General features: G+C 67.4%; 28 protein-coding genes. 20 read left to right on the forward strand and 8 right to left on the reverse strand.

Annotated features, from left to right (window positions below; genetic code table 11):
• The first annotated feature begins 1 nt into the window (after nt 1).
• The 3 genes from miaA to dapF are packed head-to-tail and all read left to right on the forward strand — an operon-like array spanning nt 2 to nt 2,843.
• On the forward strand, nt 2-901 hold the full coding sequence (miaA, locus tag ACFVTE_RS11340; protein ID WP_387100375.1) for a tRNA (adenosine(37)-N6)-dimethylallyltransferase MiaA: 900 nt from the start codon (nt 2-4) through the stop codon (nt 899-901).
• A gap of 29 nt (nt 902-930) precedes the next feature.
• Nucleotides 931-1,902: a DMT family transporter gene (locus ACFVTE_RS11345; protein WP_387100378.1), complete on the forward strand. Its 972-nt coding sequence runs from the start codon at nt 931-933 to the stop codon at nt 1,900-1,902.
• Nucleotides 1,899-2,843 carry a diaminopimelate epimerase gene (dapF, locus tag ACFVTE_RS11350; RefSeq protein ID WP_387100381.1) on the forward strand — a complete coding sequence of 315 codons (945 nt, stop codon included), beginning with the start codon at nt 1,899-1,901 and terminating at the stop codon, nt 2,841-2,843. The genes ACFVTE_RS11345 and dapF overlap by 4 nt, the downstream gene beginning before the upstream one ends.
• On the opposite strand, the gene ACFVTE_RS11355 is transcribed toward dapF, so the two are convergent.
• A complete protein-coding gene (locus ACFVTE_RS11355) occupies nt 2,824-3,438 on the reverse strand; it encodes a class I SAM-dependent methyltransferase (protein ID WP_387100383.1) in 615 nt (204 codons plus the stop codon). The two genes, dapF and ACFVTE_RS11355, sit on opposite strands and share 20 nt — an antisense overlap.
• 379 nt (nt 3,439-3,817) lie before the next feature.
• Here ACFVTE_RS11355 and hflX point away from each other — a divergent pair, with 379 nt between their 5' ends.
• Together hflX and ACFVTE_RS11365 are read left to right on the forward strand one after the other, a co-directional pair.
• Nucleotides 3,818-5,395, forward strand: a complete 1,578-nt coding sequence (gene hflX, locus ACFVTE_RS11360; RefSeq protein WP_387100385.1) for a GTPase HflX — start codon at nt 3,818-3,820, stop codon at nt 5,393-5,395.
• The gene (locus tag ACFVTE_RS11365; protein ID WP_387100387.1) at nt 5,388-7,460 is read left to right on the forward strand and encodes an ATP-dependent DNA helicase; all 2,073 of its coding nucleotides are present in this window, start codon (nt 5,388-5,390) and stop codon (nt 7,458-7,460) included. The genes hflX and ACFVTE_RS11365 overlap by 8 nt, the downstream gene beginning before the upstream one ends.
• Nucleotides 7,461-7,573: 113 nt before the next feature.
• Here ACFVTE_RS11365 and lexA read toward each other — a convergent pair whose 3' ends face one another.
• On the reverse strand, nt 7,574-8,320 hold the full coding sequence (lexA, locus tag ACFVTE_RS11370; protein WP_387100389.1) for a transcriptional repressor LexA: 747 nt from the start codon (nt 8,318-8,320) through the stop codon (nt 7,574-7,576).
• 309 nt (nt 8,321-8,629) lie between these two features.
• Here lexA and ACFVTE_RS11375 point away from each other — a divergent pair, with 309 nt between their 5' ends.
• From ACFVTE_RS11375 to ACFVTE_RS11410, 8 genes are all read left to right on the forward strand, one after another.
• Entirely contained in the window at nt 8,630-9,055 is a 426-nt protein-coding gene (locus ACFVTE_RS11375) for a LysM peptidoglycan-binding domain-containing protein (RefSeq protein WP_387100392.1), read from the forward strand.
• Nucleotides 9,056-9,142: 87 nt separating this feature from the next.
• Nucleotides 9,143-10,261: a histidinol-phosphate transaminase gene (locus ACFVTE_RS11380; protein WP_387100394.1), complete on the forward strand. Its 1,119-nt coding sequence runs from the start codon at nt 9,143-9,145 to the stop codon at nt 10,259-10,261.
• Between the two features lie 59 nt (nt 10,262-10,320).
• Nucleotides 10,321-10,947: an imidazoleglycerol-phosphate dehydratase HisB gene (gene hisB / locus ACFVTE_RS11385; RefSeq protein WP_387100396.1), complete on the forward strand. Its 627-nt coding sequence runs from the start codon at nt 10,321-10,323 to the stop codon at nt 10,945-10,947.
• Complete coding sequence (hisH, locus tag ACFVTE_RS11390; RefSeq protein WP_387100399.1) at nt 10,944-11,681, forward strand: imidazole glycerol phosphate synthase subunit HisH; 738 nt, start codon at nt 10,944-10,946, stop codon at nt 11,679-11,681. The genes hisB and hisH overlap by 4 nt, the downstream gene beginning before the upstream one ends.
• Nucleotides 11,682-11,840 (forward strand): hypothetical protein, encoded by a 159-nt coding sequence (locus tag ACFVTE_RS11395; protein ID WP_387100402.1) that lies wholly within the window; start codon nt 11,682-11,684, stop codon nt 11,838-11,840.
• 91 nt (nt 11,841-11,931) lie between these two features.
• Nucleotides 11,932-12,678: a bifunctional 1-(5-phosphoribosyl)-5-((5-phosphoribosylamino)methylideneamino)imidazole-4-carboxamide isomerase/phosphoribosylanthranilate isomerase PriA gene (priA, locus tag ACFVTE_RS11400; protein WP_087873510.1), complete on the forward strand. Its 747-nt coding sequence runs from the start codon at nt 11,932-11,934 to the stop codon at nt 12,676-12,678.
• 45 nt (nt 12,679-12,723) lie between these two features.
• Entirely contained in the window at nt 12,724-13,614 is an 891-nt protein-coding gene (locus tag ACFVTE_RS11405) for an SseB family protein (RefSeq protein ID WP_387100542.1), read from the forward strand.
• A gap of 59 nt (nt 13,615-13,673) precedes the next feature.
• Entirely contained in the window at nt 13,674-14,972 is a 1,299-nt protein-coding gene (locus ACFVTE_RS11410) for an MFS transporter (protein WP_387100406.1), read from the forward strand.
• Nucleotides 14,973-15,104: 132 nt separating this feature from the next.
• Here ACFVTE_RS11410 and ACFVTE_RS11415 read toward each other — a convergent pair whose 3' ends face one another.
• Nucleotides 15,105-15,491 (reverse strand): DUF1844 domain-containing protein, encoded by a 387-nt coding sequence (locus tag ACFVTE_RS11415; protein WP_003798723.1) that lies wholly within the window; start codon nt 15,489-15,491, stop codon nt 15,105-15,107.
• A gap of 382 nt (nt 15,492-15,873) precedes the next feature.
• On the opposite strand from ACFVTE_RS11415, the gene infC reads away from it, so the two are divergent.
• From infC to ACFVTE_RS11435, 4 genes are all read left to right on the forward strand, one after another.
• A complete protein-coding gene (gene infC / locus ACFVTE_RS11420) occupies nt 15,874-16,944 on the forward strand; it encodes a translation initiation factor IF-3 (RefSeq protein ID WP_387100410.1) in 1,071 nt (356 codons plus the stop codon).
• A gap of 117 nt (nt 16,945-17,061) precedes the next feature.
• On the forward strand, nt 17,062-17,256 hold the full coding sequence (gene rpmI, locus ACFVTE_RS11425; RefSeq protein ID WP_076798109.1) for a 50S ribosomal protein L35: 195 nt from the start codon (nt 17,062-17,064) through the stop codon (nt 17,254-17,256).
• A gap of 117 nt (nt 17,257-17,373) precedes the next feature.
• Complete coding sequence (gene rplT / locus ACFVTE_RS11430) at nt 17,374-17,829, forward strand: 50S ribosomal protein L20 (RefSeq protein WP_314195606.1); 456 nt, start codon at nt 17,374-17,376, stop codon at nt 17,827-17,829.
• 52 nt (nt 17,830-17,881) lie between these two features.
• Nucleotides 17,882-18,778 (forward strand): TrmH family RNA methyltransferase, encoded by an 897-nt coding sequence (locus tag ACFVTE_RS11435; RefSeq protein WP_387100414.1) that lies wholly within the window; start codon nt 17,882-17,884, stop codon nt 18,776-18,778.
• A gap of 243 nt (nt 18,779-19,021) precedes the next feature.
• Here ACFVTE_RS11435 and ACFVTE_RS11440 read toward each other — a convergent pair whose 3' ends face one another.
• Complete coding sequence (locus tag ACFVTE_RS11440; protein ID WP_387100416.1) at nt 19,022-19,297, reverse strand: GlsB/YeaQ/YmgE family stress response membrane protein; 276 nt, start codon at nt 19,295-19,297, stop codon at nt 19,022-19,024.
• Nucleotides 19,298-19,527: 230 nt separating this feature from the next.
• On the opposite strand from ACFVTE_RS11440, the gene ACFVTE_RS11445 reads away from it, so the two are divergent.
• The gene (locus ACFVTE_RS11445; protein ID WP_387100419.1) at nt 19,528-20,481 is read left to right on the forward strand and encodes a cation diffusion facilitator family transporter; all 954 of its coding nucleotides are present in this window, start codon (nt 19,528-19,530) and stop codon (nt 20,479-20,481) included.
• Nucleotides 20,482-20,596: 115 nt separating this feature from the next.
• Here ACFVTE_RS11445 and ACFVTE_RS11450 read toward each other — a convergent pair whose 3' ends face one another.
• Nucleotides 20,597-21,802 (reverse strand): MFS transporter, encoded by a 1,206-nt coding sequence (locus ACFVTE_RS11450; RefSeq protein ID WP_387100422.1) that lies wholly within the window; start codon nt 21,800-21,802, stop codon nt 20,597-20,599.
• A 128-nt stretch (nt 21,803-21,930) separates the two neighbouring features.
• Between ACFVTE_RS11450 and ACFVTE_RS11455 the strand changes: the two genes are divergently transcribed.
• On the forward strand, nt 21,931-22,389 hold the full coding sequence (locus ACFVTE_RS11455) for a (deoxy)nucleoside triphosphate pyrophosphohydrolase (RefSeq protein ID WP_387100425.1): 459 nt from the start codon (nt 21,931-21,933) through the stop codon (nt 22,387-22,389).
• 47 nt (nt 22,390-22,436) lie between these two features.
• Here the strand turns inward: ACFVTE_RS11455 and ACFVTE_RS11460 are convergent, their stop codons facing one another.
• Nucleotides 22,437-23,561 (reverse strand): Rv2578c family radical SAM protein, encoded by a 1,125-nt coding sequence (locus ACFVTE_RS11460; RefSeq protein ID WP_387100428.1) that lies wholly within the window; start codon nt 23,559-23,561, stop codon nt 22,437-22,439.
• Between the two features lie 82 nt (nt 23,562-23,643).
• On the opposite strand from ACFVTE_RS11460, the gene pcp reads away from it, so the two are divergent.
• Complete coding sequence (gene pcp, locus ACFVTE_RS11465; RefSeq protein ID WP_387100431.1) at nt 23,644-24,339, forward strand: pyroglutamyl-peptidase I; 696 nt, start codon at nt 23,644-23,646, stop codon at nt 24,337-24,339.
• On the opposite strand, the gene ACFVTE_RS11470 is transcribed toward pcp, so the two are convergent.
• Entirely contained in the window at nt 24,292-25,002 is a 711-nt protein-coding gene (locus ACFVTE_RS11470) for an SIMPL domain-containing protein (protein ID WP_387100434.1), read from the reverse strand. The two genes, pcp and ACFVTE_RS11470, sit on opposite strands and share 48 nt — an antisense overlap.
• On the reverse strand, nt 24,995-25,504 hold the full coding sequence (locus ACFVTE_RS11475) for a hypothetical protein (RefSeq protein WP_387100437.1): 510 nt from the start codon (nt 25,502-25,504) through the stop codon (nt 24,995-24,997). Before ACFVTE_RS11475 ends, ACFVTE_RS11470 begins: the two co-directional genes overlap by 8 nt.
• Nucleotides 25,505-25,718 lie beyond the last annotated feature (214 nt).

The following is a 25,718-nucleotide window of genomic DNA, read 5'->3' on the forward strand; positions in this document are numbered from 1 at the left end:
GGTGGCGGGCCAGCCCCCCGTCGTAGCCGTCGTCGGACCCACCGGATCGGGAAAGTCCGACCTCGCCGTCGAACTTGCCCTGGCCCTGGACGGCGAGGTGATCAACGCCGACGCCATGCAGTTCTACCGCGGCATGGACATCGGCACTGCCAAGGTGACCGAGGCGGAACGGCGGGGCGTCCGGCACCACCTGCTGGACATCCTGGACGTGACGCAGGAGGCCTCGGTGTCCGACTTCCAGCAGCAGGCGAGGGACGCCGTCGCCGACATCCGCCGCCGCGGCAAACGCGCCGTCCTGGCCGGCGGGTCCGGCCTGTACGTCCGCGCCGCCCTTGACGTGCTGGACTTCCCGGGAACCGACCCCGAAATTCGCGCCCGGCTCGAACAGGAGAACGCCGAGGCAGGCACTGAGGTCCTGCTGGACCGGCTCCGGGCGGTGGATCCCGTTTCCGCCGGGCGCCTCGGCGACGCCCGCCGCGTCATCCGCGCGCTGGAGGTGTTCGAACTGACGGGCCGCCCGTTCAGCTCCTTCATGCCAACGCGGGAGTACCACCAGCCGGCCATCCAGATCGGCCTGGCGGTGGACCGCGATCAGCTGCGCGACCGGCTCGCCGTCCGCGTGCACCGGATGGTGGAGCGGGGGCTGCTGGCGGAAGTCGAACGGCTGGACGCCCGGGGCCTGCGCCGCGGCAAGACCGCACCGCGCGCACTGGGCTACGCCCAGTTCCTCAAAGTGCTCGACGGCGAATCGGACGTGGCGCAGGCAGCCGAAGAAACCATCGTGGCCACCAGGCAGTTCGCCCGCCGGCAGCTGACGTGGTTCCGGGCCGACCCCCGCATCAGCTGGCTGGACTGGCAGGACCCTGAGCTGGCTGCAAAGGCCGCCAACCTCTGCCGCTGAGCCCCAACGTACTGGAAGAAAAGGCCCTCATGACCCTCGCCGTTGCCACCACGACAAAGCGCGCCTCGCGGCGGAGCCTCACCGTTGCCGTCGCCTCGCTCCTGGGCGCTACGCTGTTCTGGGCCGGCAACTACGTCGTCGGGGCCGGCGCGGTGGAGAGCATCGACCCCCTCAGCCTGGTCCTGCTGCGCTGGTCGCTGGCCCTGGTTCCGCTGCTGGCCATCGCGCAGCTGGTGGAGCGCCCGCAGTGGCGCCAGGTGCTGGCGGCGTGGCCGTGGCTGATCGCACTGAGTGTGTCCGGGCTGCTGGGCTACAACCTGCTTCTGTACACGGCCCTCGAGCACACAGATGCGTTTAACGCGTCCCTCATCAATGCGTTCAACCCTGCGCTGATCACCCTGGCCGCTGCCGCCTTCCTGCGCGAACGCCTGACCCGCCGGGCAGTGGGCGGCGTCCTGATCGCGCTCGTCGGCGTCCTTCTGGTCCTCAGCAACGGCGACGTTGGCAGGCTGCTGCACGCCGGATTCGGTACCGGCGAGCTGTTCATGATCGGGGCGATCGGAGCGTGGTCCGCCTACACCATCATCGGGCGGCTGGCCCCGCCGCTGCCACCGATAACCGCCACGGCCATCCAGGCCGCCATCACCATCGTCGTCCTCACCCCGTTCAGCCTCGCTGCCGGGGGTCCGTCCCTGCCGTCCGCGCAGGGTGCCATCGCTTCCCTGGCCTTCATAGCGCTTTTTCCTTCGGTGCTGTCCTACCTGCTCTGGAACCGCGCGCTGACAGTCATCCCCGCAGGCAGGGCCGGAGTGTTCCTTAACCTCATCACCGTCTTCACGGCCCTGTTCACCATCCTCTCCGGCCACGCCTACACCGTTGCCCAGGTAGCCGGCGGTGTGGTCGTCATCGCCGGCATCCTCCTGACCAGCTCCCGCGGACTGGGTGGTAAGTCCAGGCCGTTTTCCGGGCGCCGCCGGCGGACGGGTAACCTTGAACCATGAATGAAACCCTTGCAGAAGCGGCCCGGTCTGCCGCCACCACACTGAGCGGACTGCGGTTCTCCAAGGGCCATGGCACAGGCAACGATTTCGTCCTGGTCGCCGACCCCGAGGGCGTGCACGCCATCTCCCCGGAGCAGGTCGCCCAGCTGTGCGACCGCCACCGCGGCATCGGCGGTGACGGCCTCATCCGCGCCGTCCCGTCCCGTCTCCTGGATGAAGGCCGGCAGATTCTCGCTGAAAACCCCGACGCCGAGTGGTTCATGGATTACCGCAACGGTGACGGTTCCCTGTCCGAGATGTGCGGCAACGGCGTGCGCGTGTTCGTCCACTTCCTGCTGGCCGAAGGCCTGGCTGAGCTGCCCGCCGGCGGCGCCCTGACCATCGGCACCCGCGGCGGTGTCAAGACCATAGTCCGCACAGGTGACGGCTACGCCGTCGACATGGGCCCTTGGGAGTTCATCTTCCCGGACGAGGCAGCGGCCCGCGCCATGGATTCGCTGGTCAGCGCCGACGGACTCGAGGTGCCGCGGCCGGCGCTGTCCGTCAGCATGGGCAACCCCCACACCGTCGTCGCACTGGCAGAGCTGTCCGAACTCAGGGACACCCGGCTATTTACCGCCCCGCACGTCGACCCGACCCCCGCGAATGGCACCAACGTCGAGTTCGTCGTCCCGGCCGAGCCGCTGGTGCACGACGGCGTGGGCACCGTGACCATGCGCGTCCACGAGCGCGGCGTCGGTGAAACGCAGTCCTGCGGCACCGGTGCCTGTGCCGCGGCCGTGGCCACCCGCCACTGGGCCGGGCAGGGCGCTCCGGATGCCTGGCAGGTGAAGGTGCCGGGCGGCGTCGTGGGCGTGAAGTTCTTCACCGTCGCCGGTGGCCGCGAGCATGTCGAGCTCAGCGGACCGGCAACGATCGTTGCTACCGGGACGCTTTCCTGACCCGCAGGATCCTGAACGACTTCGAGGTGCTTTCCCGCGACACGGTGAAGGTGTCGTCCAGGACCTCCGCCAGCCAGCGCTGAAGCGAATCCGAGCCCAGGTTCTTCTGCACCACCAGCCACGCCGAACCGCCCGGTGCCAGCCTCGGCAGCCAGAGCAGCAGGAGTGAGTGCAGGTCATCCTTGCCGATCCGGATCGGCGGGTTGGACCAGATGGTGTCGAAGCGGATGTCTGGGTCCACGCCCTCCGGCGTGCTGGCCGCGACGTTGTTAAGCCCGAGCAGCTCGGCGTTTCCGTTCGTGAGCGCGATGCAGCGTTCATTGACGTCCACTGCGTAGACCTGCGCGTGCGGTGCCCGCAGCGCCATGGTCAGGGCGATGGGTCCCCAGCCGCAGCCGATGTCCAGCAGGTTTCCCTGCGGCGCGGGAGCGGGGACCTCGGCCAGCAGGATGGCCGTCCCCTTGTCGATGCCGTCCGGGCTGAAAATGCCGGAGGAGGTCTGCAGCTTCCGCGTTTCACCGGCCAGCTCCACTGTGAGGGGCTTGCGGGTGAACGGCCCCGCGGGTGAGGCGCTGAAATAGTGGGCAGACTCCATAACTGGCCAGATTAGTGGGCCGCCCGCCTGATGGGAAACCGGGCAGCCGCCAAAACCAGTCCTGGTGTTCTGCTATCCTAGAACGCATGTTCCTGATTTTTGAGTAGCCGGCTTTCTTTGCCCGCGGCCTTTAGCCGCCGGTACCGGCCCGGGGCTTCCCTCCGATGCGATGCAGGCCTACCGCCTTCCGCCCGGTGCGCGTTTGAAACAGCGCGGCCCACACAGCACTCGATCAGTCCACTTCCCGCCGGCCCAGCGTGTCCGCTGCCGGCATGTCAGGAGCACCTCCATGACCCCTCGCAGTCAGCCCTCCGCGAATACCGCAGCCAAGGGCGGCAAACAGCACTATTCTGAAGATGCAGAACCTTCAAAGGAGACCATGACCAATCAGCAAAATCCCGGATCCGAGCCAGCCGCCCAGGACATGAGTCCCGAGGAGATCCAAGCTGTCATCGACCGGATTCTCGCCAAGGACGTCCCCGCCAGGAACGCAGCTGGAGCCGACGGCAGCCGCGCCGACAGCAAGGGTGTCCTGGGCAAGGCGCAGGCCATCTCGCAGCTCGCCGAAGAGCACAGCACGTTCGACGGCGACCAGCAGGACCTCGAGGAACGCCGCGCACTGCGGCGCACGGCCGGCCTCTCCACCGAACTCGAGGACGTCACCGAGGTTGAATACCGGCAGCTGCGCCTGGAACGCGTTGTTCTCGCCGGCCTCTGGAGCGAAGGCACGCTGGCCGACGCCGAGAACTCCCTGCGCGAACTCGCCGCGCTGGCGGAAACGGCCGGCTCGGAAGTCCTTGACGGGCTGGTCCAGCGGCGGGCCAAGCCGGATCCCGGCACCTTCCTCGGGGCGGGCAAGGCTTTGGAGCTCAAGGACGTCGTGATGTCCACCGGCGCCGACACCGTCGTGGTGGACGCAGAGCTCGCCCCGTCCCAGCGGCGCGGCCTTGAAGACATCGTCAAGGTGAAGGTCATCGACCGCACTGCCCTCATCCTGGACATCTTCGCCCAGCACGCCAAGAGCCGCGAAGGCAAGGCCCAGGTGGAGCTGGCACAGCTCGAATACCTGCTTCCGCGCCTCCGTGGCTGGGGTGAATCCATGTCCCGCCAGGCCGGTGGCCAGGTGGGTGGCGCAGGCGCCGGCATGGGCTCACGCGGTCCCGGTGAAACCAAGATCGAACTTGACCGGCGCAGGATCCGTACCCGGATGGCCAAACTGCGGCGCGAGATCGCCGCGATGAAGCCGGCACGGGAGACCAAACGCGCCAACCGCCGTCGTAATGAAGTCCCGTCAGTGGCCATTGCCGGATACACCAACGCCGGCAAGTCCTCGCTGCTGAACCGCCTGACCGACGCCGGCGTGCTGGTGGAGAACGCCCTGTTCGCCACCCTGGACCCGACCGTCCGCAAGGCCGAGACGTCTGACGGCGTCGGCTACACGCTGGCGGACACCGTGGGCTTCGTCCGGTCGCTTCCCACCCAGCTGGTGGAGGCCTTCCGTTCCACCCTGGAGGAAGTGGCGGACGCAGACCTGATCCTGCACGTCGTGGATGCCTCCCACCCCGACCCGGAGGGCCAGATCGCCGCCGTGCGCTCGGTCTTCGCCGAGGTGGACGCCCGCAAGGTGCCCGAGATCATCGTCCTGAACAAGGCCGACGCCGCCGATCCCTTTGTGGTGGAGCGGCTGAAGCAGCGCGAGCCGCGGCACGTGGTGGTTTCGGCACGGACAGGGGAGGGCATCGCTGACCTGCTCGCTGCCATCAGCGAGTCCATTCCGCGGCCGAACGTCAAGATGCAGCTCCTCGTCCCGTACCACCGCGGCGATCTCATCAGCAAGCTCCACGACTCCGACGCGGAGATCCTGAGCCTGGACCATGAAGAGGGCGGCACCCGCGCCGTGGTCATGGTCCGGGAAGGCCTCGCGGCTGAACTGGAATCCTTCAGCACTGATGACTGACGGGGCGGCAGCGGCCGGCGCAGCGGACAATGCCTCCACCACGGCCGGCGAGCAGCATGTGCTTGACCTGCTCGACCGTGCTGTGGCCGGCATGGGCGGCCAAAGCCGCAGCGGCCAGCACGAGATGGCCCGGCAGGTGGCGCGCGCCATCGAAACGGGCGACCACCTGCTGGTGCAGGCCGGCACGGGAACCGGCAAGTCACTGGCTTACCTGGTCCCGCTGATTGCGCACTCGCTGGAGAGCAACAAGCCTGCGCTCGTTTCCACCGCCACCCTCGCGCTGCAGACCCAGATCGTGGGCCGGGACCTTCCCCGGCTGCTGGAAAGCCTCAAACCGGCACTCGACCGGCCAGTGAAGATTGCGCTGGTCAAGGGCCGCGCCAATTACGTCTGCAGGCACAAGCTCGAGGGCGGCTTTCCCTCTGAGGAACCCTCGGAGGGACAGCTCTTCTCGCTGGGCGAGGACACCAGCGTCCCGCACTTTGCCGCGTCCGTGGGCGGCCCTTCGTCGCAGCTCGGCAAGGAGGTGGTCCGGCTCCGCGAATGGGCGGAACAAACCACCACGGGCGACCGCGACGAGCTGCTTCCCGGCGTCACGGACCGGGCCTGGCGGCAGGTGTCCGTCACGTCCATGGAATGCCTCGGCTCGCAGAAGTGCCCCCTCGCCGAGGAGTGCTTCAGTGAGCTTGCCCGCCATAACGCCACGGAAGCCGACGTCGTGGTGACCAACCACGCCATGCTGGCCGTCAGCGCCTTCGAAGGACTCGCTGTGTTGCCGGAGTATGACGTCGTTGTGGTGGACGAAGCGCACGAACTCCAGGACCGGGTGACCGGCGCCGTTTCGGGGCAGCTGTCGGTGGCCATGGTCCACGCCGCAGCCTCCGGCGCCCGCAAGCACACCGGCATTACCGTGGACGCGCTCAACACCGCGGCCGCCAACCTTGAGGTAGCTCTCGCCGGCGTCCCCAGCGGCCTGCTGCCCAACGGCCTGAATGACGAGCAGCTGGACTGTGTGGACCAGCTCCGTGAGGCCTGCCGGGCTGCGCTGTCGGATTCCAAGGGGGAGAGCAATGCAACGGCCGACGGCGGCCGGCAGCTCGCGCGCTCCCGCCTGCTGGTGATTTTGGAGCTTTGCGAACGGCTCGTCGCCGCCCGGGAAAACCGGGAAGTGGTCTGGTTCTCCCGGAACAGCACGTTTGATCCGCAGCAGGGCTACTCGGCGCCCGACGAGACAGCCCCGGCGCTGATCAACATCGCCCCGCTGGGCGTCGCAGGCCGGCTCCGGGAAGGCCTGTTCGCCGGGCATACCGTGGTGCTGACATCGGCCACCCTCGCCATCGGCTCTGCCTTCGAACCCGCGGCGGGCGGGCTGGGCCTGGTCGGCGAAGGCGCGCCGAGCTGGACCGGCGTCGACGTGGGCTCGCCCTTTGACTACCCGCGGCAGGGCATCCTCTATGTGGCGGGCCACCTGCCGAAGCCAGGCCGCGGCACGTCGCCCGAGGCGCTGGACGAACTCGAGTCGCTCATCCGGGCGTCCGCCGGGGGCGCGCTGTGCCTGTTCTCCTCCCGGCGCGCCGCCGAGGAAGCGGCAGATGCCCTGCGTACCCGGCTGGATGTCAGCATTCTTTGCCAGGGTGAGTCCACCATGACGGCGCTGGTGAAGCAGTTCGCCGACGAGCCCGACACCTGCCTGTTCGGCACAATGTCATTGTGGCAGGGCGTCGACGTGCCGGGCGGATCGTGCCGTCTGGTCGTGATTGATAGGATTCCCTTCCCGCGGCCCGACGACCCGCTAATGACGGCGCGGTCGCGGGCCGTTGCCCAGGCCGGCGGCAACGGCTTCATGTCCGTGTCCGCCACGCATGCGGCCATCAGGCTGGCCCAGGGCGCGGGGCGCCTCATTCGGTCTACGAATGACAAGGGCGTCGTGGCGGTGCTGGATTCCCGGCTGTCCACGGAACGCTACGGCGGGTTCCTGCGGGCTGCCCTGCCGCCGTTCTGGCCGACGACCGACCGGAAGACCGCGGTCGCGGCCCTCGAAAGGCTCGCCGGCGCGCAGGCATAGTGAAGCCCCCGGGCTGGAGCAGCCCGGGGCCAAGGTTCAACGCCTAAGTCTCTGTGCCTAATTTCCGTGCCTAATTTCTGTGTCTACGCTTCAGCGCGGACGGGCACCAGAGGCTACAGCGAGCGGAGTACGGAAACCACCTTGCCCATGACAACGGCGTGGTCGCCGAGGATGGGTTCGTACTGTGTATTCTGTGGCAGCAGCCAGGTGTGGCCGTCGCGCTGCCGGAACGTCTTGACCGTGGCTTCGTCGTCGAGCAGCGCCGCCACAATGTCACCGTTGACGGCGTCGCTTTGCCGCCGGACCACAACCCAGTCCCCGTCGCAGATGGCGGCGTCCACCATGGAGTCGCCGGCGACCTTGAGCATGAACAGTTCGCCGTGGCCCACCAGCTGGCGGGGCAGCGGCATCAAATCCTCCACCATCTGGTCCGCGAGGATGGGGCCGCCGGCGGCGATCCGGCCGACCAGCGGGACCATGGCCGTGTCCATTGCGCTGGGCAGTTCAGACACGGAGGCGCCTGCCGCGCTCAGGGCCGGGGCCTTGTCAGCGCCACCGGATTTCGCGGTGCCCGCATCCAGGGTGAGCGGCATCAGGACCTCCATGGCGCGCGGCCGCTTCGGGTCCCGCCGCAGGTAGCCAAGCTTTTCCAGCTGTGAGAGCTGATGGGTCACGCTGGAGAGGCTGGCCAGGCCGACGGTGTCGCCGATTTCCCGCATCGACGGCGGGTAGCCGTTCTCGTTGACCGAACGCTGGATGGTTTCCAGGATCTTTTTCTGGCGGAGTGTAAGTCCCTTGGGGGTCCGCTGAGACCGCGGGCTGCGCTGGGGAGCCTTGCCGTCAGAGGCCTGTGCTGCCATGTTCGCCAACGCCTTTCCGTTCCTCCCGGCCGCGGTACCTGCAGAGGCCGGGAACTTCCGGCCTGAAAAATGTCAGACCCTGCTGATCAACTGCAGATGTGGTTGTTCTGTGTTTTCCAACGTAGGCCAGCCATACGGCTTTTTCAAACATTTGTTCTAGCGAGTCTCGACTTAATTCGTTGATAGGTGCTAAAACTAGAAAAAGCAAAGTTCGAACATGTGTTCTAGTGAGGGTTGCTTGATAGCCCGGTGTTCGAACTGATTGTTCGAACGCGAGGCAGTACAACTTGGTCCAGGAGGGCTCACGCCATGTCAGCTTCAACAGCAGCACTAACCCAGTCCCGCGCCGTACACCAGTCCGGCTCTGCGTACCAGCACGGCTCTGTACACCAGTCCCAGGCAGCGTCCCGGCCGGGCAAGCCGCCGCGCCTTCGCCTTACCCGCCGTGGCCGGATTGTCCTGATCGGGCTGCCCCTTGTCCTGCTCGCCGCCTTGATTCTGTCGCTGGCCGGGCTCCTGAACTCGCCGGCCAAGGCTGCGGACAGTGCCAGTGGCCTGTCCGTCACGCCAGCTGTTTCGGTCACTGTGCAGCCCGGGGAGTCACTCTGGGCCATCGCCGGAAAAGTCGACCCGGACCGCGACCCCCGGGACGTGATTGCGGACATCGTCCAGCTCAACGACCTTCAGGCCGGGAAGGTCATGCCCGGGCAGCAGCTGTTTGTGCCCAACAAGTAACGCCCCGTGCCCAACAAGCGCGCGGTTCTGCGGGGCCGGAACCGTCACAGTTTCCGGCCAGCCCACTGTGTTACTTAAACTGTCTAGGTGACTGACCAGCTTGAGCGACTGAACCGACTGCCCCTGCGGACCAACCTGAGGGGGCTGTCCCCTTACGGCGCCCCGCAGCTTGATGTTCCGATCCTGCTCAACGTCAACGAGAACACGCATGGCGTGCCCGCCGACGTTCGGGCGGCCATCACCGCGGCAGTAAGCGAGGCCGCCACCGGACTCAACCGGTACCCTGACCGCGAATTTACCGAACTCCGCGAAGCCCTGGCGGAATACCTTGGCCACGGGCTCAGCGCGGACAACCTCTGGGCAGCCAACGGCTCCAACGAGGTCCTCCAGCAGATCCTCCAGGCCTTCGGCGGGCCGGGCCGTTCGCTCCTGAGCTTCCCGCCGACGTATTCGATGTACCCGCTGCTCGCCAGCGGTACCGACACCGCCTACATCGCCGGCAAGCGCGCCGATGACTACGGCCTCAGCGCCGAGTCGGCCGCAAGCCAGGTGCGCGAACTCCAGCCGAACATCGTCTTCCTGTGCTCGCCGAACAACCCCACCGGCACCGGCCTGGGCCTGGATGTGGTGGAATCCGTCTACGAGGCAGGCGAGGCCAGCCAGGCGGTCGTCGTCGTGGACGAGGCCTACCACGAGTTTGCGCACGACGGCACGCCCAGCGCACTCACCCTGCTGCCCGGCCGGGAGCGGCTCATCGTCTCCCGCACCATGAGCAAGGCGTTCGCTCTGGCCGGCGCCCGGCTCGGGTACATGGCGGCGGCCCCGGAGGTGACCGACGCCCTCCGGCTGGTGCGCCTGCCTTACCACCTCTCGGCCGTCACGCAGGCCACCGCCCTGGCCGCGCTGCGGCACCGTGAGGCGCTCATGGCCGACGTTCAGGACATCAAGCGCCAGCGCGACCGGATTGTCTCGGAGCTGACGCGGATGGGCCTGCGGCCGGCGGCGTCCGACTCGAACTACGTCTTCTTCGGCGGCCTGGAGAATCCCCACGGGGTCTGGCAGGAACTGCTGGACGCGGGGGTGCTTGTCCGGGATGTCGGCATCGCCGGCCACCTGCGCGTCACCGCCGGCACTGAGACGGAAACCACAGCCTTCCTGGAAGCACTGGAAGGCATCCTGGCCCGGCAAGCTGCACTTCCGGCCTAAACTTGAACATGGGCCAGGTCAGGTCCGCCCACATCCTTCGTCAAAGGACATCTATCACCATGAGCGACACCGGAACCAAGGCTGCCGAGGCACGCACTGCACGCATGGAGCGTGCCACCAGCGAATCTTCCGTGCTGGTGGAGATCAACCTCGACGGCACCGGAGTGTCGGACATCAGCACCTCGGTCCCGTTCTACGACCACATGCTGACGGCGCTGTGCAAGCACTCACTCATCGACATGACCGTGAAGGCCACTGGGGACACCCACATTGACGTCCACCACACCGTCGAGGACGTTGCCATCACGTTCGGCGAGGTACTGCGCACCGCCTTGGGCAACAAGGCAGGCATCCGCCGCTTCGGCGAGGCCACCGTGCCCCTGGACGAGGCCCTTGCACACGCCGTCGTCGACGTCTCGGGCCGGCCCTACCTGGTGCACGGCGGCGAGCCCGCCGGGCAGGAGTACCACCTGATCGGCGGCCACTTCACGGGGTCGCTGACCCGGCACGTCTTCGAGGCAATCACGCTGCACGCCGGCATCTGCCTGCACATGAACGTCATCGCGGGCCGGGACCCGCACCACATCGTGGAAGCCCAGTTCAAGGCCTTCGCCCGGGCACTCCGCGCGGCCGTCGAGCCGGACCCCCGCGTCGAAGGCATTCCGTCCACCAAGGGAGCACTGTGACCGGCAAAGTATTGCGCGAGGGCGCGATCATCGACCCCTCGGCCACGCTGAAGCCGGCCTCCCCGGAGGGCAAGCCCACCGTCACCGTCCTGGACTACGGCTCCGGCAACGTCCGTTCGGCCGTGCGCGCCTTGGAACGCGCCGGTGCCGAGGTCATCCTGAGCTCCAAGCCCGAGGACGTGCTTAACGCCGACGGGTTGGTCGTCCCCGGCGTCGGCGCCTTTGAAACCGTCATGCGCGAACTCAAGGCCGTCGATGGCATCCGGATGATTGGCCGCCGCGTTGCCGGCGGACGTCCGGTGCTCGGCATCTGCGTCGGCCTGCAGGTGCTTTTCGAAGCCGGTGTGGAACATGGAACCGAAGCCGCAGGCATGGGCGAGTGGCCCGGCAAGGTGGAGCTCCTTCCGGCCGAAGTGGTGCCGCACATGGGATGGAACACGGTCAAGGTCCCGGAAGGCTCCAGGCTGTTCGACGGTGTCCAGAATGAGCGCTTCTACTTCGTGCACTCGTACGGCGTCCAGACCTGGGACTTCGACGTCATCCAGCCCCGGATGGCGCCGCCCCTGGTCACGTGGTCAGAGCACGGCGGCCCGTTCATCGCCGCCGTCGAGAACGGCCCCCTGTGTGCCACCCAGTTCCACCCGGAAAAGTCAGGCGACGCCGGTGCCAGGCTGCTCAGGAACTGGGTCGACGGGCTCCGCGGTCCGCACTCCCGGCAGTCGGCCGACGCTTAAATGTGGTCAATTCTCCTGATGGGGCTGGCCGGCCTCCTGGTGGGCGGCGGCCTGTCCTTCAGGCAGCAGCGCAAGCCCCTCTGGATCCAGGTCGGGTTCTACGTGCTGGCTGCCATGTCGCTGCTGGCCGCCTACCTGCTGACCCTCCCCGGCAAATAGCCATCCAGCCCGCCGTGCGCCCGCAGAAGAACCCGCGCACAGGAACAGGGTTCATAGAACCAGAGCGCCTACAAGAACTGAGGAACCTCCGATGACCAGCCAAAACGAGCTGCCGGTACTTGAACTGCTTCCCGCCGTCGACGTCGTGAACGGCCAGGCCGTACGCCTGGTCCAGGGCGAAGCCGGCAGTGAAACGAGCTATGGCACGCCGCTGGAGGCGGCCCTGAACTGGCAGCAGCAGGGCGCGGAATGGGTCCACCTGGTGGATCTGGACGCTGCCTTCGGACGCGGCTCGAACGCGGACCTGCTGCGCGAAGTGGTAGGCCGGCTGGACATCAAGGTGGAGCTTTCCGGCGGGCTTCGGGACGATGAGTCCCTGGAGAAGGCGCTGGACCTGGGCGTTGCCCGGGTCAACCTCGGCACCGCCGCCCTGGAGAACCCGGAATGGACCGCTCGGGCCATCGACCGCTTCGGTGACCGAATCGCCGTCGGCCTCGACGTCCGGGGAACCACCCTGGCCGGACGCGGCTGGACCAAGGAAGGCGGGGACCTGTGGGACGTGCTGGGCCGCCTTGAAGAGGCCGGCTGCGCGCGCTATGTTGTCACCGACGTGACCAAGGACGGCACGCTGCAGGGACCGAACGTTGAACTGCTGCGGCAGATGGTGGAGAAGACCGGCAAACCCGTCGTGGCCTCCGGCGGGATTTCCAGCCTCGACGACCTGAAGGTGCTGCGCTCCCTGGTGCCGCTCGGCGTCGAAGGCGCCATCGTGGGCAAGGCCCTGTACGCCGGAGCCTTCACCCTGCCCGAAGCCCTCGACGTCGCCGGCCGCCGCTAAGGCATCGCCGTGACCGAGCAGCAGCGCAATTCCGCGGACGGCGGCGTGCCGGGCACGGGCGTCCCGGGCACGGAGGTTCCGCCGGCACGCCGGCTGCCCGGTCACATCGAGGCCGCCCTCTCCGGCGCGGGCGGCGCCGCCGATTCGGCGGGCCAGCCCTGGGCCGGACGCAGCCTCGCCGGGGATGACGCCAAGATCCACAACTTCGAGGACGACGACGGCACTGCCGACGCCGGCTACCTCACGGCACTCTCTGCCCTCGTTTCCGGCGACGGCGACGAGGCCGCGGTGGTCGCCTCGCTGGCTACCGCCCGGGTCTTTGTCCCCGTGGTCGCCCGGTTGGCGGAGGAGGCCGAGGGTGCCCACGGGGTGCACGCCGACAAGCAGGCGGACATGGCGCTAGTGACGCTCAAGGCACCGGACGGCCGCCTTGCCATGCCGGTGTTCACGTCGGCGGCTGCCCTGTCTGCTTGGCACGCGGAGGCGCGGCCGGTGGCCGTCTACGCCGCGAGGGCCGCGCTGTCCGCCGTCTCCGAGGGGGCCGAGCTCCTGGTCGTGGACCCCGGTTCTGACGTGACCTTCGTGGTCAGGCGCCCTGGCGTCTGGGCCCTCGCGCAGCAGCGGCAGTGGGTGCCCGCCTACCTGGACAGCGAGCTGGCGGCAGTGCTTCGCGCCGGAGCCGAAGGCAACCCCGCGGTCCGGGGACTCGACGTCCTTCCCGGCGGGGGAGTGGCCACTGCCACAGCCTCCGGCAGCCGGGTCGAAGGCGGCGGAGCCGGACCGGAGTTGCGGGTGGTGCTCTACCTTGAGGATGGACTGGACGCGGCGGCGGTCCAGAACCTCGTTGCCGGCCTCCAGGCTGAGTGGAGCCGGAATGTATTGTTTGGTGAGCGCGTTGATTCGATCGAAGTCAAACTAAGGCGCGCCGCGCAGTAACCGCCGACCGGTGGAGGTCCGTTCCGTTGCTGTCCGGCGGCTGAACCGAGGACCCACCTGTGAATTTCACCCTGTACCGGGAGCTGCTGGCCGTCCGGCCGATCCGCCGGCTCCTGGCCGTCGGCATGATCGCCCGCATCCCCCATTCGGCGGCGGGCGTCCTGCTGACCCTGCACATCGTACTGACCCTCGGCGAGGGCTATGCTGCCGCCGGAACGGCGGCGGCCGTGATGACCATCGGCATCGCGCTTGGCGCACCCTGGCGCGGACGCCGGGTGGATACCGCCGGCCTGCGCACTGCGCTGATACCTTCCGTGATTTCGGAAACCGTCATCTGGTCGATCGTGCCGCACGTGTCCTACCAGTGGCTGCTGCCGCTCGTGTTCGTGGGCGGCCTGCTGACGCTTCCCATTTTCAGCGTGGTGCGCCAGTCCCTGGGGGTCCTGGCGGACGGCGACCAGCGCAGGACCGCCTTCGCACTGGATGCCGTCAGCACCGAGCTGGTATTCATGATCGGCCCGGCCGCAGGTGCTGTGGTGGCGACGAGCGGCCATTCCGTGCTTGGACTGACCGCCGTTGGTGTCTCGACGTCGCTGGCCGGGCTCTTCCTGATGTGGTTCAACCCGCCCACCCGCAGCGCGGTCCGCTCCGAATCCTGCGAGGCGGATGAGCAGGAAGCAGCAGAGATAGCCGTTGTGGCTGCCGCCCCCGCACACTTGCAGGAGGCAGCGGCTGAGCTCGGTCCGGCGTCTGCGGGCAGCCGGCGGCGGGCAGTCCTCAAGCGCAGGGTAGCCCACAGCTTTGCCTGGTTCACCGGGGGTGTAGCCGCGGTCTTCGCGGTGGCCGCAGGCGCCGGCATGGTGCTCAGCGGCACCGACGTGGGAATCGTGGCTGCACTGGAGACCGGCGGCCGCCAGGGCGAGATCGGCGTCGTGTTCCTCTTCTGGTGCGCCGCGTCGGTGATCGGCGGTCTCGTGTACGGGGCCATGCACCGGCCCGTTTCCCCGATCCTGCTGCTGCTCGGCATGGCTGCGCTCACCATTCCCATGGGTTTCGCCAGCGACACCCTGACGCTCAGCATGCTGTCGCTGCTGCCGGGTCTCCTCTGCGCGCCGGTCCTTTCTGCGGCCTCCGAGAAGGTGGCCGAACTGGTGGACGAGGCAAGGCGGGGCGAGGCCATGGGCTGGTACGGGTCCGCGCTGACCGCCGGTGTGGCACTGGGGGCCCCGCTGGCCGGACTTTTCATCGACGGTATCGGGCCGGCGGGAGGCTTCGTGTCCGTCGGCGTGGCAGGCGTGCTGCTCTGCGTCGTGGGGCTCGTCCTCCAGCAGCGCCGGCGCCGCGCCGCTGGTTCCTGACGCCCCCTCACGGCTAAGGGGTACCGGAGGACGGCCCCAAGGGGCGGTCGGTAACCGGGGGACAGCCGCACGACAAAAAACGGCGGCGGGCCGGCCCCGAAGAGCCGGCCCGCCGCCGTCGAACGTCAACTTTTAGTTCACCGCACCGGTGAACTTCTCACCCGGACCCTTGCCCGGGGGATCCGGGATGATGGATTCTTCGCGGAAGGCAAGCTGCAGGGAGCGCAGGCCATCGCGCAACGGGCCCGCGTGCTGGGAACCGATCTCCGGGGCGGCTGCCGTCACCAGGCCGGCGAGGGCGGTGATGAGCTTGCGGGCCTCGTCCAGGTCCTTCAGCTCAGCGGCGTTCTCCTCAGCGGCCAGGCCGAGCTTCACGGCGGAGGCACTCATGAGGTGCACTGCGGCCGTGGTGATGACCTCGATCGCGGGAACTTCGGAGATGTCGCGGATTTGCTGCGTGACGTCGTCCCCGGCGCCGGGCGCCTGGTAGACGTGTGAATTGCTGTCTGGAGTGCTCATACTGGTAAGCTTGTCACAGACCGACTGGATGTCGTTATTTTGCCGTGGATGAGACCCACTGCCGCAAATGTGCGGTAAGCGGGTATCTTTCTGTAGAATTGATACTCAGTTTGCAAGCGGAGTTCTCTCCCACCCGCGTCAGCCGTTTTCCCTGGAAGGTTCAGGGCAGCAAGGTTGCCGGGTAACGGTCGGGCGGTTCACCGGGCAGGAGCCCAGTGAAGTGCGTGCAGCCCCTGCGGGAGGTGCACATCCGATCTTTGAGGCCTTCGATTGCTCCGGCAATTGGGGGCCTTCTCTATTTTGCCGGTGGAACACCCATTACAAACACAGGAGCTTTAACATTAGCGAGCCAAGAATCAATGAGCGTATCCGCGTCCCTGAGGTGCGGCTGGTCGGCCCTGCCGGCGAACAGGTAGGGATCGTCCGTATCGAGGATGCCCTGCGTCTGGCTGCCGAGTCCGACCTGGATCTCGTTGAAGTTGCACCGCAGGCCAAGCCTCCGGTGTGCAAGCTGATGGACTTCGGCAAGTACAAGTACGAAGCCGCAGTCAAGGCCCGTGAGGCCCGGAAGAACCAGACCAACACGGTTCTGAAGGAAATCCGGTTCCGCCTGAAGATCGACACCCATGACTACGAGACCAAGCGCGGGCACGCCCTGCGCTTCCTCGGAGCAGGGGACAAGGTCAAGGCCATGATCCAGTTCCGCGGCCGTGAGCAGCAGCGCCCCGAAATGGGCCTGCGCCTCCTGCAGCGTTTCGCTGAGGACGTGGCTGAAGTTGGTGTCGTGGAGTCAAGCCCGCGCATTGACGGCCGCAACATGGTCATGGTCATCGGTCCGCTGAAGAACAAGGCCGAGGCGAAGGCCGAAGCCCGCCGCGCGACCCAGCGCGCCGAGGCCAAGGCCCAGAACGAGGCCAAGGCCGCCGGCCGCGTTGACGTCTCCGGCAAGGACCAGGAGCCGATGACGCAGTCGCTGGGCGACCTCCTGCCGGAGGGCTTCAAGGTTTCCGCTGACGCCGGCGACGAGGCAACGGCAACGCAGGAAGCTCCGGCCCAGGCTGAGGCAGCGGCTCCGGCCGAAGCTCCGGCTGCTGAGGCTCCGGCTGCTGCGGCCGCCGAAGTTACGGCTTCGGCGCCTGCCGAGGCTCCCGTCGCCGAAGCTCCGGCTGCGGCACCTGCCGCAGCTCCCGAGCCCAAGGCTGCTGCCCCCAAGGCTGCTGCACCTGCCGCCCCGGTGGCTCCCGCGGCGCCGAAGGCTGCTGCCCCAAAGGCTGCCGCCCAGGCAACTGCGCCCAAGGCTCCGCAGGCCGAAACGCCTGCCCCGGCAGCGCCGAAGCCTGCAGCTGTGCCTGCCCCGCCGAAGCCGGTGGCCAGGCCCGCTGCGCCGAAGCCGGTGGCACGTCCTGCTGCACCCCGGCCCACGCCGAAGCCGGCTGGCAAGAAGACCAACTAGTTCGAAACTGCGGAAGGCGTCCCCTTCAGGCAGTCAGCAACCAGCACGCCGTCCCCCGGGCCGGCTGCGCGAAAGACTGCAGACATGGTCTGCGGATACGTTAGGAGATCGGTTCCCATGCCGAAGATGAAAACCCACAGTGGTGCTAAGAAGCGCTTCAAGCTGACCGGTACCGGCAAGCTGCGCCGCCAGCAGGCCAACCGCCGCCACTACCTTGAGCACAAGTCCACCCGCCTGACCCGTCGCCTCGCCGGCGACAAGATCGTCTTCAAGGGCGACGCCAAGGTCATCCGGAAGATGCTCGGCATCTAGTTCCAAGCTCTTAGGCTGCCGCCACCAGGCAGCAGCCACCCACCAATAAAGCCTTCTCAGGCCAGCCGGTTCGCCGGCGAAAGATGCTTGGGACAAGAATTCTGAAGGAGTACGCACGTGGCACGTGTGAAGCGGGCGGTAAATGCCCACAAGAAGCGCCGGGTTGTCCTCGAACGCGCCAAAGGTTACCGTGGGCAGCGCTCACGCCTGTACCGCAAGGCAAAAGAGCAGCTGCTGCACTCGTTTGTGTACAGCTACGGCGACCGCAAGAAGAAGAAGGGCGACTTCCGCCGCCTGTGGATCCAGCGCATCAACGCTGCATCCCGCGCCAACGGCCTGACCTACAACCGTCTGATCCAGGGCCTGAAGGCTGCTGAGGTTGAGGTTGACCGCCGCATGCTGGCCGAGCTCGCCGTTTCCGACGCCAACGCCTTCGCTGCGCTGGTCCAGGTTGCCAAAGACTCCCTGCCTGCTGACACCTCCGCTCCGGCCGCCAAGGCCGAGGCTGCACCGAAGGCCAAGGCTACCCGCGCACGCGCGGCGAAGAAGCCGGCCGCTGCAGCTGCTGAGTAAGCAGACAGCTCCCAGTTCAAGGACCGGTGGCATCAGCCACTAAGGTTCTTATATGAACGAAACCGGGCGCCCGCAAGACTTTCCACTCTCCAATCCCCGCGCAGATCGGGTCAGGGATGTGGCAAAGCTTGCAGGGCGCCCGGCCCGTTTAAAGCGCCGCCAGTTCCTGGCCGAAGGACCCCAGGCGGTACGCGAAGCCCTGGTGCTCCACGGCAAGCGGATTGCGGCCGGCCAGCCGGGCATAGTCCGCGAGGTGTATGCCAGTGAGGCCTGCCTGGACCGGTACCCCGAGTTCGAGGAACTGGCCGTGGGAACCAGCGCCCGGCTCGCGACGGACGATGTCCTGGCCGCCATGGCGGACACCGTCACCCCGCAGGGGATCGTTGCGGTGTGTGATTTCGTGGATGTCTCGCTGTCGGACGTGCTCGAGGCCGGGCCCCGCCTGATTGCCGTGCTGTGCCAGGTCCGGGACCCCGGCAATGCCGGGACGGTGCTCCGGGCTGCCGATGCCGCCGGTGCCGACGCCGTGGTCCTGACCGGTTCCAGCGTGGACATCTACAATCCCAAGGCGGTCCGGTCGACTGCCGGCTCCCTGTTTCACCTGCCCGTGGTCCTCGGCGCGGACGTCAATGAGCTGGTGGCGCTGTGCAAGGACCGGGGGATCGGCGTGCTCGCCGCGGACGGGTACGGGCAGCTGAACCTTGACCGACTGCAGGACGAGAACGCGGCACGCCGGCTTGGCGCATCGACCGCCGGCTCGGACTACGCCCTCGAGAACCCCACGGCCTGGCTCTTCGGCAACGAAGCCCAGGGCCTCTCCGACGACGAGCTCGCCCTGGCCGACCACCGCGTGGCGGTGCCGGTGTATGGCGCCGCCGAGAGCCTCAACCTGGGCACCGCCGCCACCGTCTGCCTCTACGCCAGCGCGAGGTCCCAGCAGCCCGCCTAGGGTCCGGAGTTCCCGCCTCGCCTCTGGAGTTTTTGTCCAGATATCGGCCGCTGGAGGCCCTCCAAGTCGCGATATCTGGACAAAAACTCCATTCCAAGACAGCGAGGGCCGTCGTGCATGGCCGGCCGTGTTGCCTGAAAAAGGAGCGGGGGCCCACCGTGCTGGTGAGCCCCCGCTCCTGTCTGTTTTGTCTGTTATGGGACTGGGCTTGTCAGCGGGCCCAGTGCATATGGTCCTGGCCGGTTATGGTGCCCGGGTGGTCCGGTTGCGGCCGGCGATGGCGCCGTAGATACCTGCGACTACCAGGCCGCCGATGATGGCGAGGATCCAGGTGCCAAGGTCGAAGAACGCCAGGTCACCCTTGCCGAAGAGAAGGCTGCCGATCCAGCCGCCGACGATGGCGCCAACGACGCCGAGAACGAGGCTGGTGACCCAGCCGCCGCCGACCCGTCCGGGCATGACGGCTTTAACAATTGCGCCTACGATCAGGCCGAGAATAATCCAAGCAAGAAAACCCATTGTCTGCTCCTTCATATTCGTCGGGATCGATTCTTATCAGTCCCGATATGGGTTCAAGCTAACACAGCGTGCGTTTCTTTGTCAGCAGGCTTAGTTTTGGCTTTTCGTGGCGTCCGGAGGCCGTGCGCGGTGTCTGTTCGGGGCCGGACGGGTACGGTATTTACTAGACGGCGGTTCCATCCCGCCCTGTCCCATCCGTTGATATACCCACATGAAGAGGTGAGCCTCCCTTGGCTGCAAATGGCGGTACCAAGGCGATTGTCGCGGCACTGGCCGCCAACCTGACCATCGCCGTCCTGAAGTTCGTCGCGTTCCTGCTGACACGCTCCTCATCGATGCTGGCTGAGGCCATCCACTCGGTCGCCGACTCTGGCAACCAGGTCCTGCTCCTGGTCGGCGGGAAACGCGCCCAGCGCGCGGCCAGCCCGGAGCACCCGTTCGGCTACGGACGCGAACGGTATATCTATGCGTTCATCGTTTCCATCGTGCTTTTCAGCGTCGGCGGCCTGTTCGCGCTGTACGAGGCATGGGAAAAGATCCAGCACCCGCACGCGATTGAGGGTGACTTCTGGTGGGTGCCCCTGGCCGTGCTTGTGGGTGCCATCGTCGCCGAAGGATTCTCGTTCCGGACGGCCATCATCGAAGCCAACCATATCCGCGGCAGCCAGGGCTGGATCAGCTTCGTGCGGACCGCCAAGCAGCCTGAACTCCCGGTGATCCTGCTCGAGGACTTCGGCGCCCTGCTGGGCCTGGTCTTCGCCCTGTTCGGCGTCGGGCTGACCCTGCTGACGGGCGACGGCATTTGGGACGGGATCGGGACCGGCATGATTGGCCTGCTGCTCGTGGCGATTGCCGTGATCCTGGCTATGGAGACCAAATCGCTGCTGCTGGGGGAGTCGGCCACCAAGGACGACGTCGCCCGCATCCGGCGCGCCATCGAGGCGGACGGCACCGCCATCATCCACCTCAAGACGTTGCACCTGGGTCCGGAGGAGCTGCTCGTTGCAGCCAAGATCAGCGTGGGAGCCGACGATTCCGGGCTGGGTATTGCGAAGGCCATCGACGACGCCGAAGCAAGGATCCGCTCGGCAGTTCCCATTGCGCGGGTCATCTACCTGGAGCCCGACATCCGCCGTGCAGAGGTGGCCAGCGGGCCCGCCCTTGCGGGCGACCCCGGCACGTAGCCGCCTGCAATAAGAAGTCGGGCCGCCAGCCCGGCGCTACTGGGGCCGCCGGCCCTGTGTTTGTTGGGCCGCCTGGCCCGGTGAATTTTTTGAGCCGCTGGCTCCGTGACTCCTGTTACGGGGCCAGCGGCTTTTTGCGCTCCAGCAGGCCGCTGAGCAGTGCCACCATCAGGCCGAGAATCGCCAGGACGGCACCCACCAGCGCGGGCGCAACGTAGCCCCAGCCCCAGGCGATCACCACGCCGCCGAGGAAGGCGCCCAGGGCGTTGGCGACGTTCAGCGCAGCGTGGTTGAGTGAGGAGGCCAGCGACGGCGCGTCGGGGGATGCGTCCAGCAGCCTGGTCTGCAGGGCGGGGACGAGCATGGACCCGGCACCGCCCACCACGAACACCATGACGAAGGCTGACCACGGCCAGTGCACAGCAACGGCGTAAACCACGAGTGCGACGGCGATTCCCGGCAGGACGCGGTAGATGGTCCCCATCACAGACTTGTCCGCGATCCGGCCACCGACGATGTTGCCGGCCACCATTCCGAGACCGTACAGGGCCACCACGAACGGCAGCAGGGCGGCGGGAATCCCGGCAACGGAGGTCATCGTGTGGGAGATGTAGGTGTACGTGGCGAAGAACCCGCCGAAGCCTACGATGCCGATGAGGATCGCCAGCCAGACCTGTGCCCGCCTAAGGGCGCCCAGCTCCCTGCGGATGCTGGCGTCCGCGTGCGCCTTCTGGAACGGAACGAACTTCCAGATGAGTGCCAGGGTCACCAGACCCAGCACTCCCACCAGGACAAAGAGCAGCCGCCAGCCAAAGGTCTGGCCGAGCCAGGTGGCGAACGGAACACCGACCACGTTGGCAACGGTGAGTCCCGCCATGACCATGGAGATGGCCCAGCCGCGTTTCGTGGGCGCCACCAGGGAAGCAGCGATCACGGCGGCAACACCAAAGAATGCGCCGTGCGGCAGGCCGGCGGCGAACCGGGAGACGAGCATGCTCGCGTAATCGGGGGCGATGAACGAGGACAGGTTGGCGACGCTGAAAAACAGCATCAGACCCAGTGCGAGGAACTTGCGCGGCAGCTTCGCGCCGACGGCGGCAAGGACCGGAGCTCCTACGACGACGCCGAGGGCGTAGGCAGAGATGAGGTGGCCGGCCTCGGGAGTGCTGATCCGGAGTCCGACTTCGACCTCCTTGAGCAGCCCCATCATGGCGAATTCGGTGACCCCGATGCCGAAGCCGCCCATGGCCAGGGCCAGGATGGCTGGACCGATGCGCGTGGTGGACTTGGGCGTGCGGAGAGCCTGGACAGTGGAAGTCATGTGCCTGCTTTTCGAAGGGAGTTACGGAGTAGGCTTCGTTGCCACTGTTATGTCTGATTTTAACAAGCTTCGCGGCGGGATGGATATTCCGGCGGAGGGCTGAGACGCCGCCCTCATAGACTGGACCGGTGACTGAACTGATCAACGTCGTCGGCGGGGCCGTACTGGACTCGCTCTCCGCTCCCGCCCGCCTTCTCGTGGCACGCCGCACGGCCCCTCCGCAGTTTGCCGGCATGTGGGAGTTCCCGGGCGGAAAGGTGGAACCGGGCGAAGCCCCCGAGAGCGCGCTGCACCGGGAGCTCCGCGAGGAACTCGGCATCGATGTCGTCCTTGGTGCGGAGCTGGAAGCGCCGGGGCCGGAAGGTTGGCCCCTGAATGCCAAGGCCGTCATGCGGGTGTGGTTCGCGGAAGTGGTGGACGGCGACCCTGTGCCGCTCGAGGACCACGATGAGCTTCGCTGGGTCAGCATCCGCGAAGGTGATGAAGCTCTGAGCCTGCCCTGGATCCCGGCCGATCTCCCGATTGTCCAGGCCCTGCTCGCCAGCGTCGCCTCCGCGGGCCGTGCCGACTTCGTCCCCGGAAAGTAGCAGCAAGAAAGACGGCGCCCGGGTGCAGGGGCGGTATGGCTGCGGGCTCAGAACAGCGTGGGTTGGGACGTCCGGGCTGTGCTGTGATGTGCCTGCTGGCCTGACATACCCTGGCCTGCGGGGCCTTGCGGAATGCTTCCCTCGGGGTAGGCGGCTTCCTCGCCGCGGGGATCGTCGGCCTGGTGGTCATTGACGTCCCGGTGGCTGAACCCGTGCGAGTTGGAGAAGCCGTGCCGGGCCTTGAAGAAACGGACCCTGCCGGCCAGCCAGGTGCGGTATTCCTTGGAGGCGTACGAGCCCGTGCCGTACAGCCTGCGGTAGTGGCCCACGAGTTCCGGATGCCGGGCGGCGATCCACTGCATGAACCATTCCCGGGTGCCCGGCTTCAGGTACAGCGCTCCGGCCGTGACGCCGGTGGCACCCGCGGCGGCCAGCGAGCCGAACAGCGAGTCCAGTGCCTCGTCGCTGTCCGAGAGCCACGGCAGGATGGGCATGGCCATCACCCCGCAGGGCAGGCCGGCCTCGCGGAGCCTGGACACGAGCTTGAGCCGCGCCCGCGGGCCGGGTGTGCCGGGCTCGATGGCCTCGGAGAGTTGCTCGTCCGTCATGGCGAGCGAGATCCCAATGCCCACCGGCACCTGTGCCGCGGCGTGCTTCAGGAGCGGAATGTCGCGCGCCAGCAAAGTGCCCTTGGTCAGGATGGACAACGGGGTCCCGGAGTCGGCCAGTGCACCGATGATGCCGGGCATCAGCCGGTACCGGCCCTCGGCCCGCTGGTAGGGGTCCGTGTTGGTGCCCAGTGCCACCTGCTGCCGGTTCCAGGATGGCTTGGCCAGCTCCTTGCGCAGCACCTCCGCCGCGTTGATCTTCACCACCACCTGGCTGTCGAAATCGAGTCCGGCATCGAAGTCCAGGTAGGTGTGGCTCTTGCGGGCGAAGCAGTAGACGCACGCGTGGCTGCAGCCCCGGTACGGGTTCACGGTCCACTCGAACGGCATCCGGGAGCCGGCGGGCACCTTGTTGAGCACCGATTTGGCGGTGACCTCATGAAAGGTGACGCCGGCGAACTCGGGCGTGGACACCGACCGCACCAGGCCCGCCAGGGGCAGCAGCGGTGCAGCCCCGGGCATTTCTTCCTGTGCCGGTTTGAGTGCCTGCGCGTTCCATCTCATGACCTCCATTCGAAGGTATGTTCGAAATTAAGTCAAGGTCCGCCGTCGGCGTTTCGTGCCGCCTGGCGGCTACGCGGGGTCCATGATTCTGCTCACCGGCTTTGAACCTTTCGGCGGCCAGTCGATGAATCCTTCGTGGGCGGCCGCCCTGTCCGCGCGGGATCTGCTCCGGGCGGACAGTCTCGCAGTGGAGGCGGTGGAACTGCCGTGTGTGTTCGGTGCCGCAGGGAAGGTGCTGCGGAAGGCTCTCGATGAGCTGGAGCCGGAACTGGTGGTGTGCATCGGGCAAGCCGGAGGCCGTGGGCGGGTGTCCCTGGAAAGGGTCGCCATCAACTGCGACGACGCACCCATTCCGGACAATGCGGGGAACCAGCCGGTGGATCGGCCGGTGGTGCCGGGCGGCCCCGCCGCCTATTTCACGTCGCTGCCGGTCAAGGCAGCCCTTCTTGCCATGGAAAAGGCAGGTATTCCCGCCGAGGTTTCGCAGACGGCGGGAACGTACGTCTGCAACCACACCTTCTATGCGCTCATGCATGAGGTAGCGTCCCGTCCGGGCATCCGCGGCGGATTCGTCCACGTGCCGTTCGCGCCGGAGCAGGTGGAGCAGGGGAGCGGTGCCCCCTCACTGGCTGTTGACTCGATGGCGGAGGCGATAGCCGCCGTCGTCCGGACCTCGCTTAGCTACTCATCCGACCTGACAGAGCCATTCGACCTGACCCAGCCATCCGACCTAACGCTGCCCGCCGACGTCGCGCTCGCCGCCGGCCGCATCCACTAGCAGCTGCCACTCAACCGTGACGCTGGTGCTGACGCTGGATTCACCGGTTTCGACCGTCATGGAGTCGCCGCCGAAGGCCCGCTGTATCCCGCCGAACGGAATGGGCGCGGACGGAACAGGGTTCTGCCGTACGGCCAGCACCTGACCGAGCCCAGCGCCCGCCAGCGCGGCGAGCTGGGCTGCTGCTGCCCGCGCATCGGCCCAGGCGGCGTCGCGGGCCAGCGCCATCACGGCTGCGGCATCGGCAAAACCTAGCTGCACGCCGTCCAGGCGCACATCGTTGCCGCCGGCCTCCACGGCCGCCGCGATGACTTCCGAGCCCGCGGCGGGATCACGGAGCCGGACGCTGAGCATGCTGGATGCCACGTAGCCGGTGACCTGCTGGCCCCGGCCCTCCTGCCAGACGACGTCGGCGCGGACGTTGAGCCCCGACGTCCTGATGTCCCGGTTCCCCACGCCCCGGCTGCGCAGTGCGCCCGTTACGGCAGCGGACGCTGCTCCGGCGGCGGCATAGGCATCACCCGCGTTGTCGCGCCGGCATTCCAGGCCAATGGAGAGCGTCAGCAGGTCCGGTGCGGCCTCGGCGGTCCCAAAACCCGTGACGGTGACGGTCCGGGCGTCCGCCGGCGCCGTGAGTTCACTCATGCCTGTGCGTTCACTCATGCCTGTGCCCTCGGTCGGGCCCGCGGCTCCGGTCATGCCACCGCCTCCTGTCCTGGAGCTTCCGGTCGACATAGCCGCCGGCCTCCAGACCGGCATGCCGCTCGAAGGGATTTCCCGACGCCGGATCGCCGTACCGCACGGCCGACCAGGCGGCGGCCGCGAAATAGAACAGCAGGAAGAGCGGCCCCAGGCACGCGTACTGGGTGCTGTGCCGCTCCTCGTGGTCCATGAGCGCGTGTCCGGTCGAAGCCGTGTCGGCGTCCGCACGGAAGATGACCACGTTGCCCACGGTGAAAGCGCCAGCCACCGGCAGCCGCCAGTGGTAGCCGGTGGCCACAATCAGGCCGCGGGGACCCCGGAACGTCCGGGTGCCGGCCAGCCCGGCAAGCACCAGACCCAGCGGTGTGGAGGCATTCAGCACGTTTGCGAGTTGCCGCAGGCGCTGTTTTCGCGTCAGCGGGCCTCCCGTCCGGCGGCCATGCGTAAGTGGGCCATGCATCATGGGGCCATGCTAGCCGCGGGCGCCCGAGCAATACAGGCGCCCCCAGGCACCTGCTGTCAATTAGCCCGGTGGTGTCAATTAGACTGGGAACAGTGCCTGCCGGCCATGCGCCGGCGAGCCTGCCCCTGTTCTTGGATGGCGTCTCTGGGCGGCGTCCTTGGATGACTTTCTGCAATGACGTGCCAGCGACGGACGCGCGGCCGGGGAACCGGCG

This window comes from Arthrobacter sp. NPDC058097 (genome assembly GCF_042884885.1).
GTDB lineage: Bacteria > Actinomycetota > Actinomycetes > Actinomycetales > Micrococcaceae > Arthrobacter.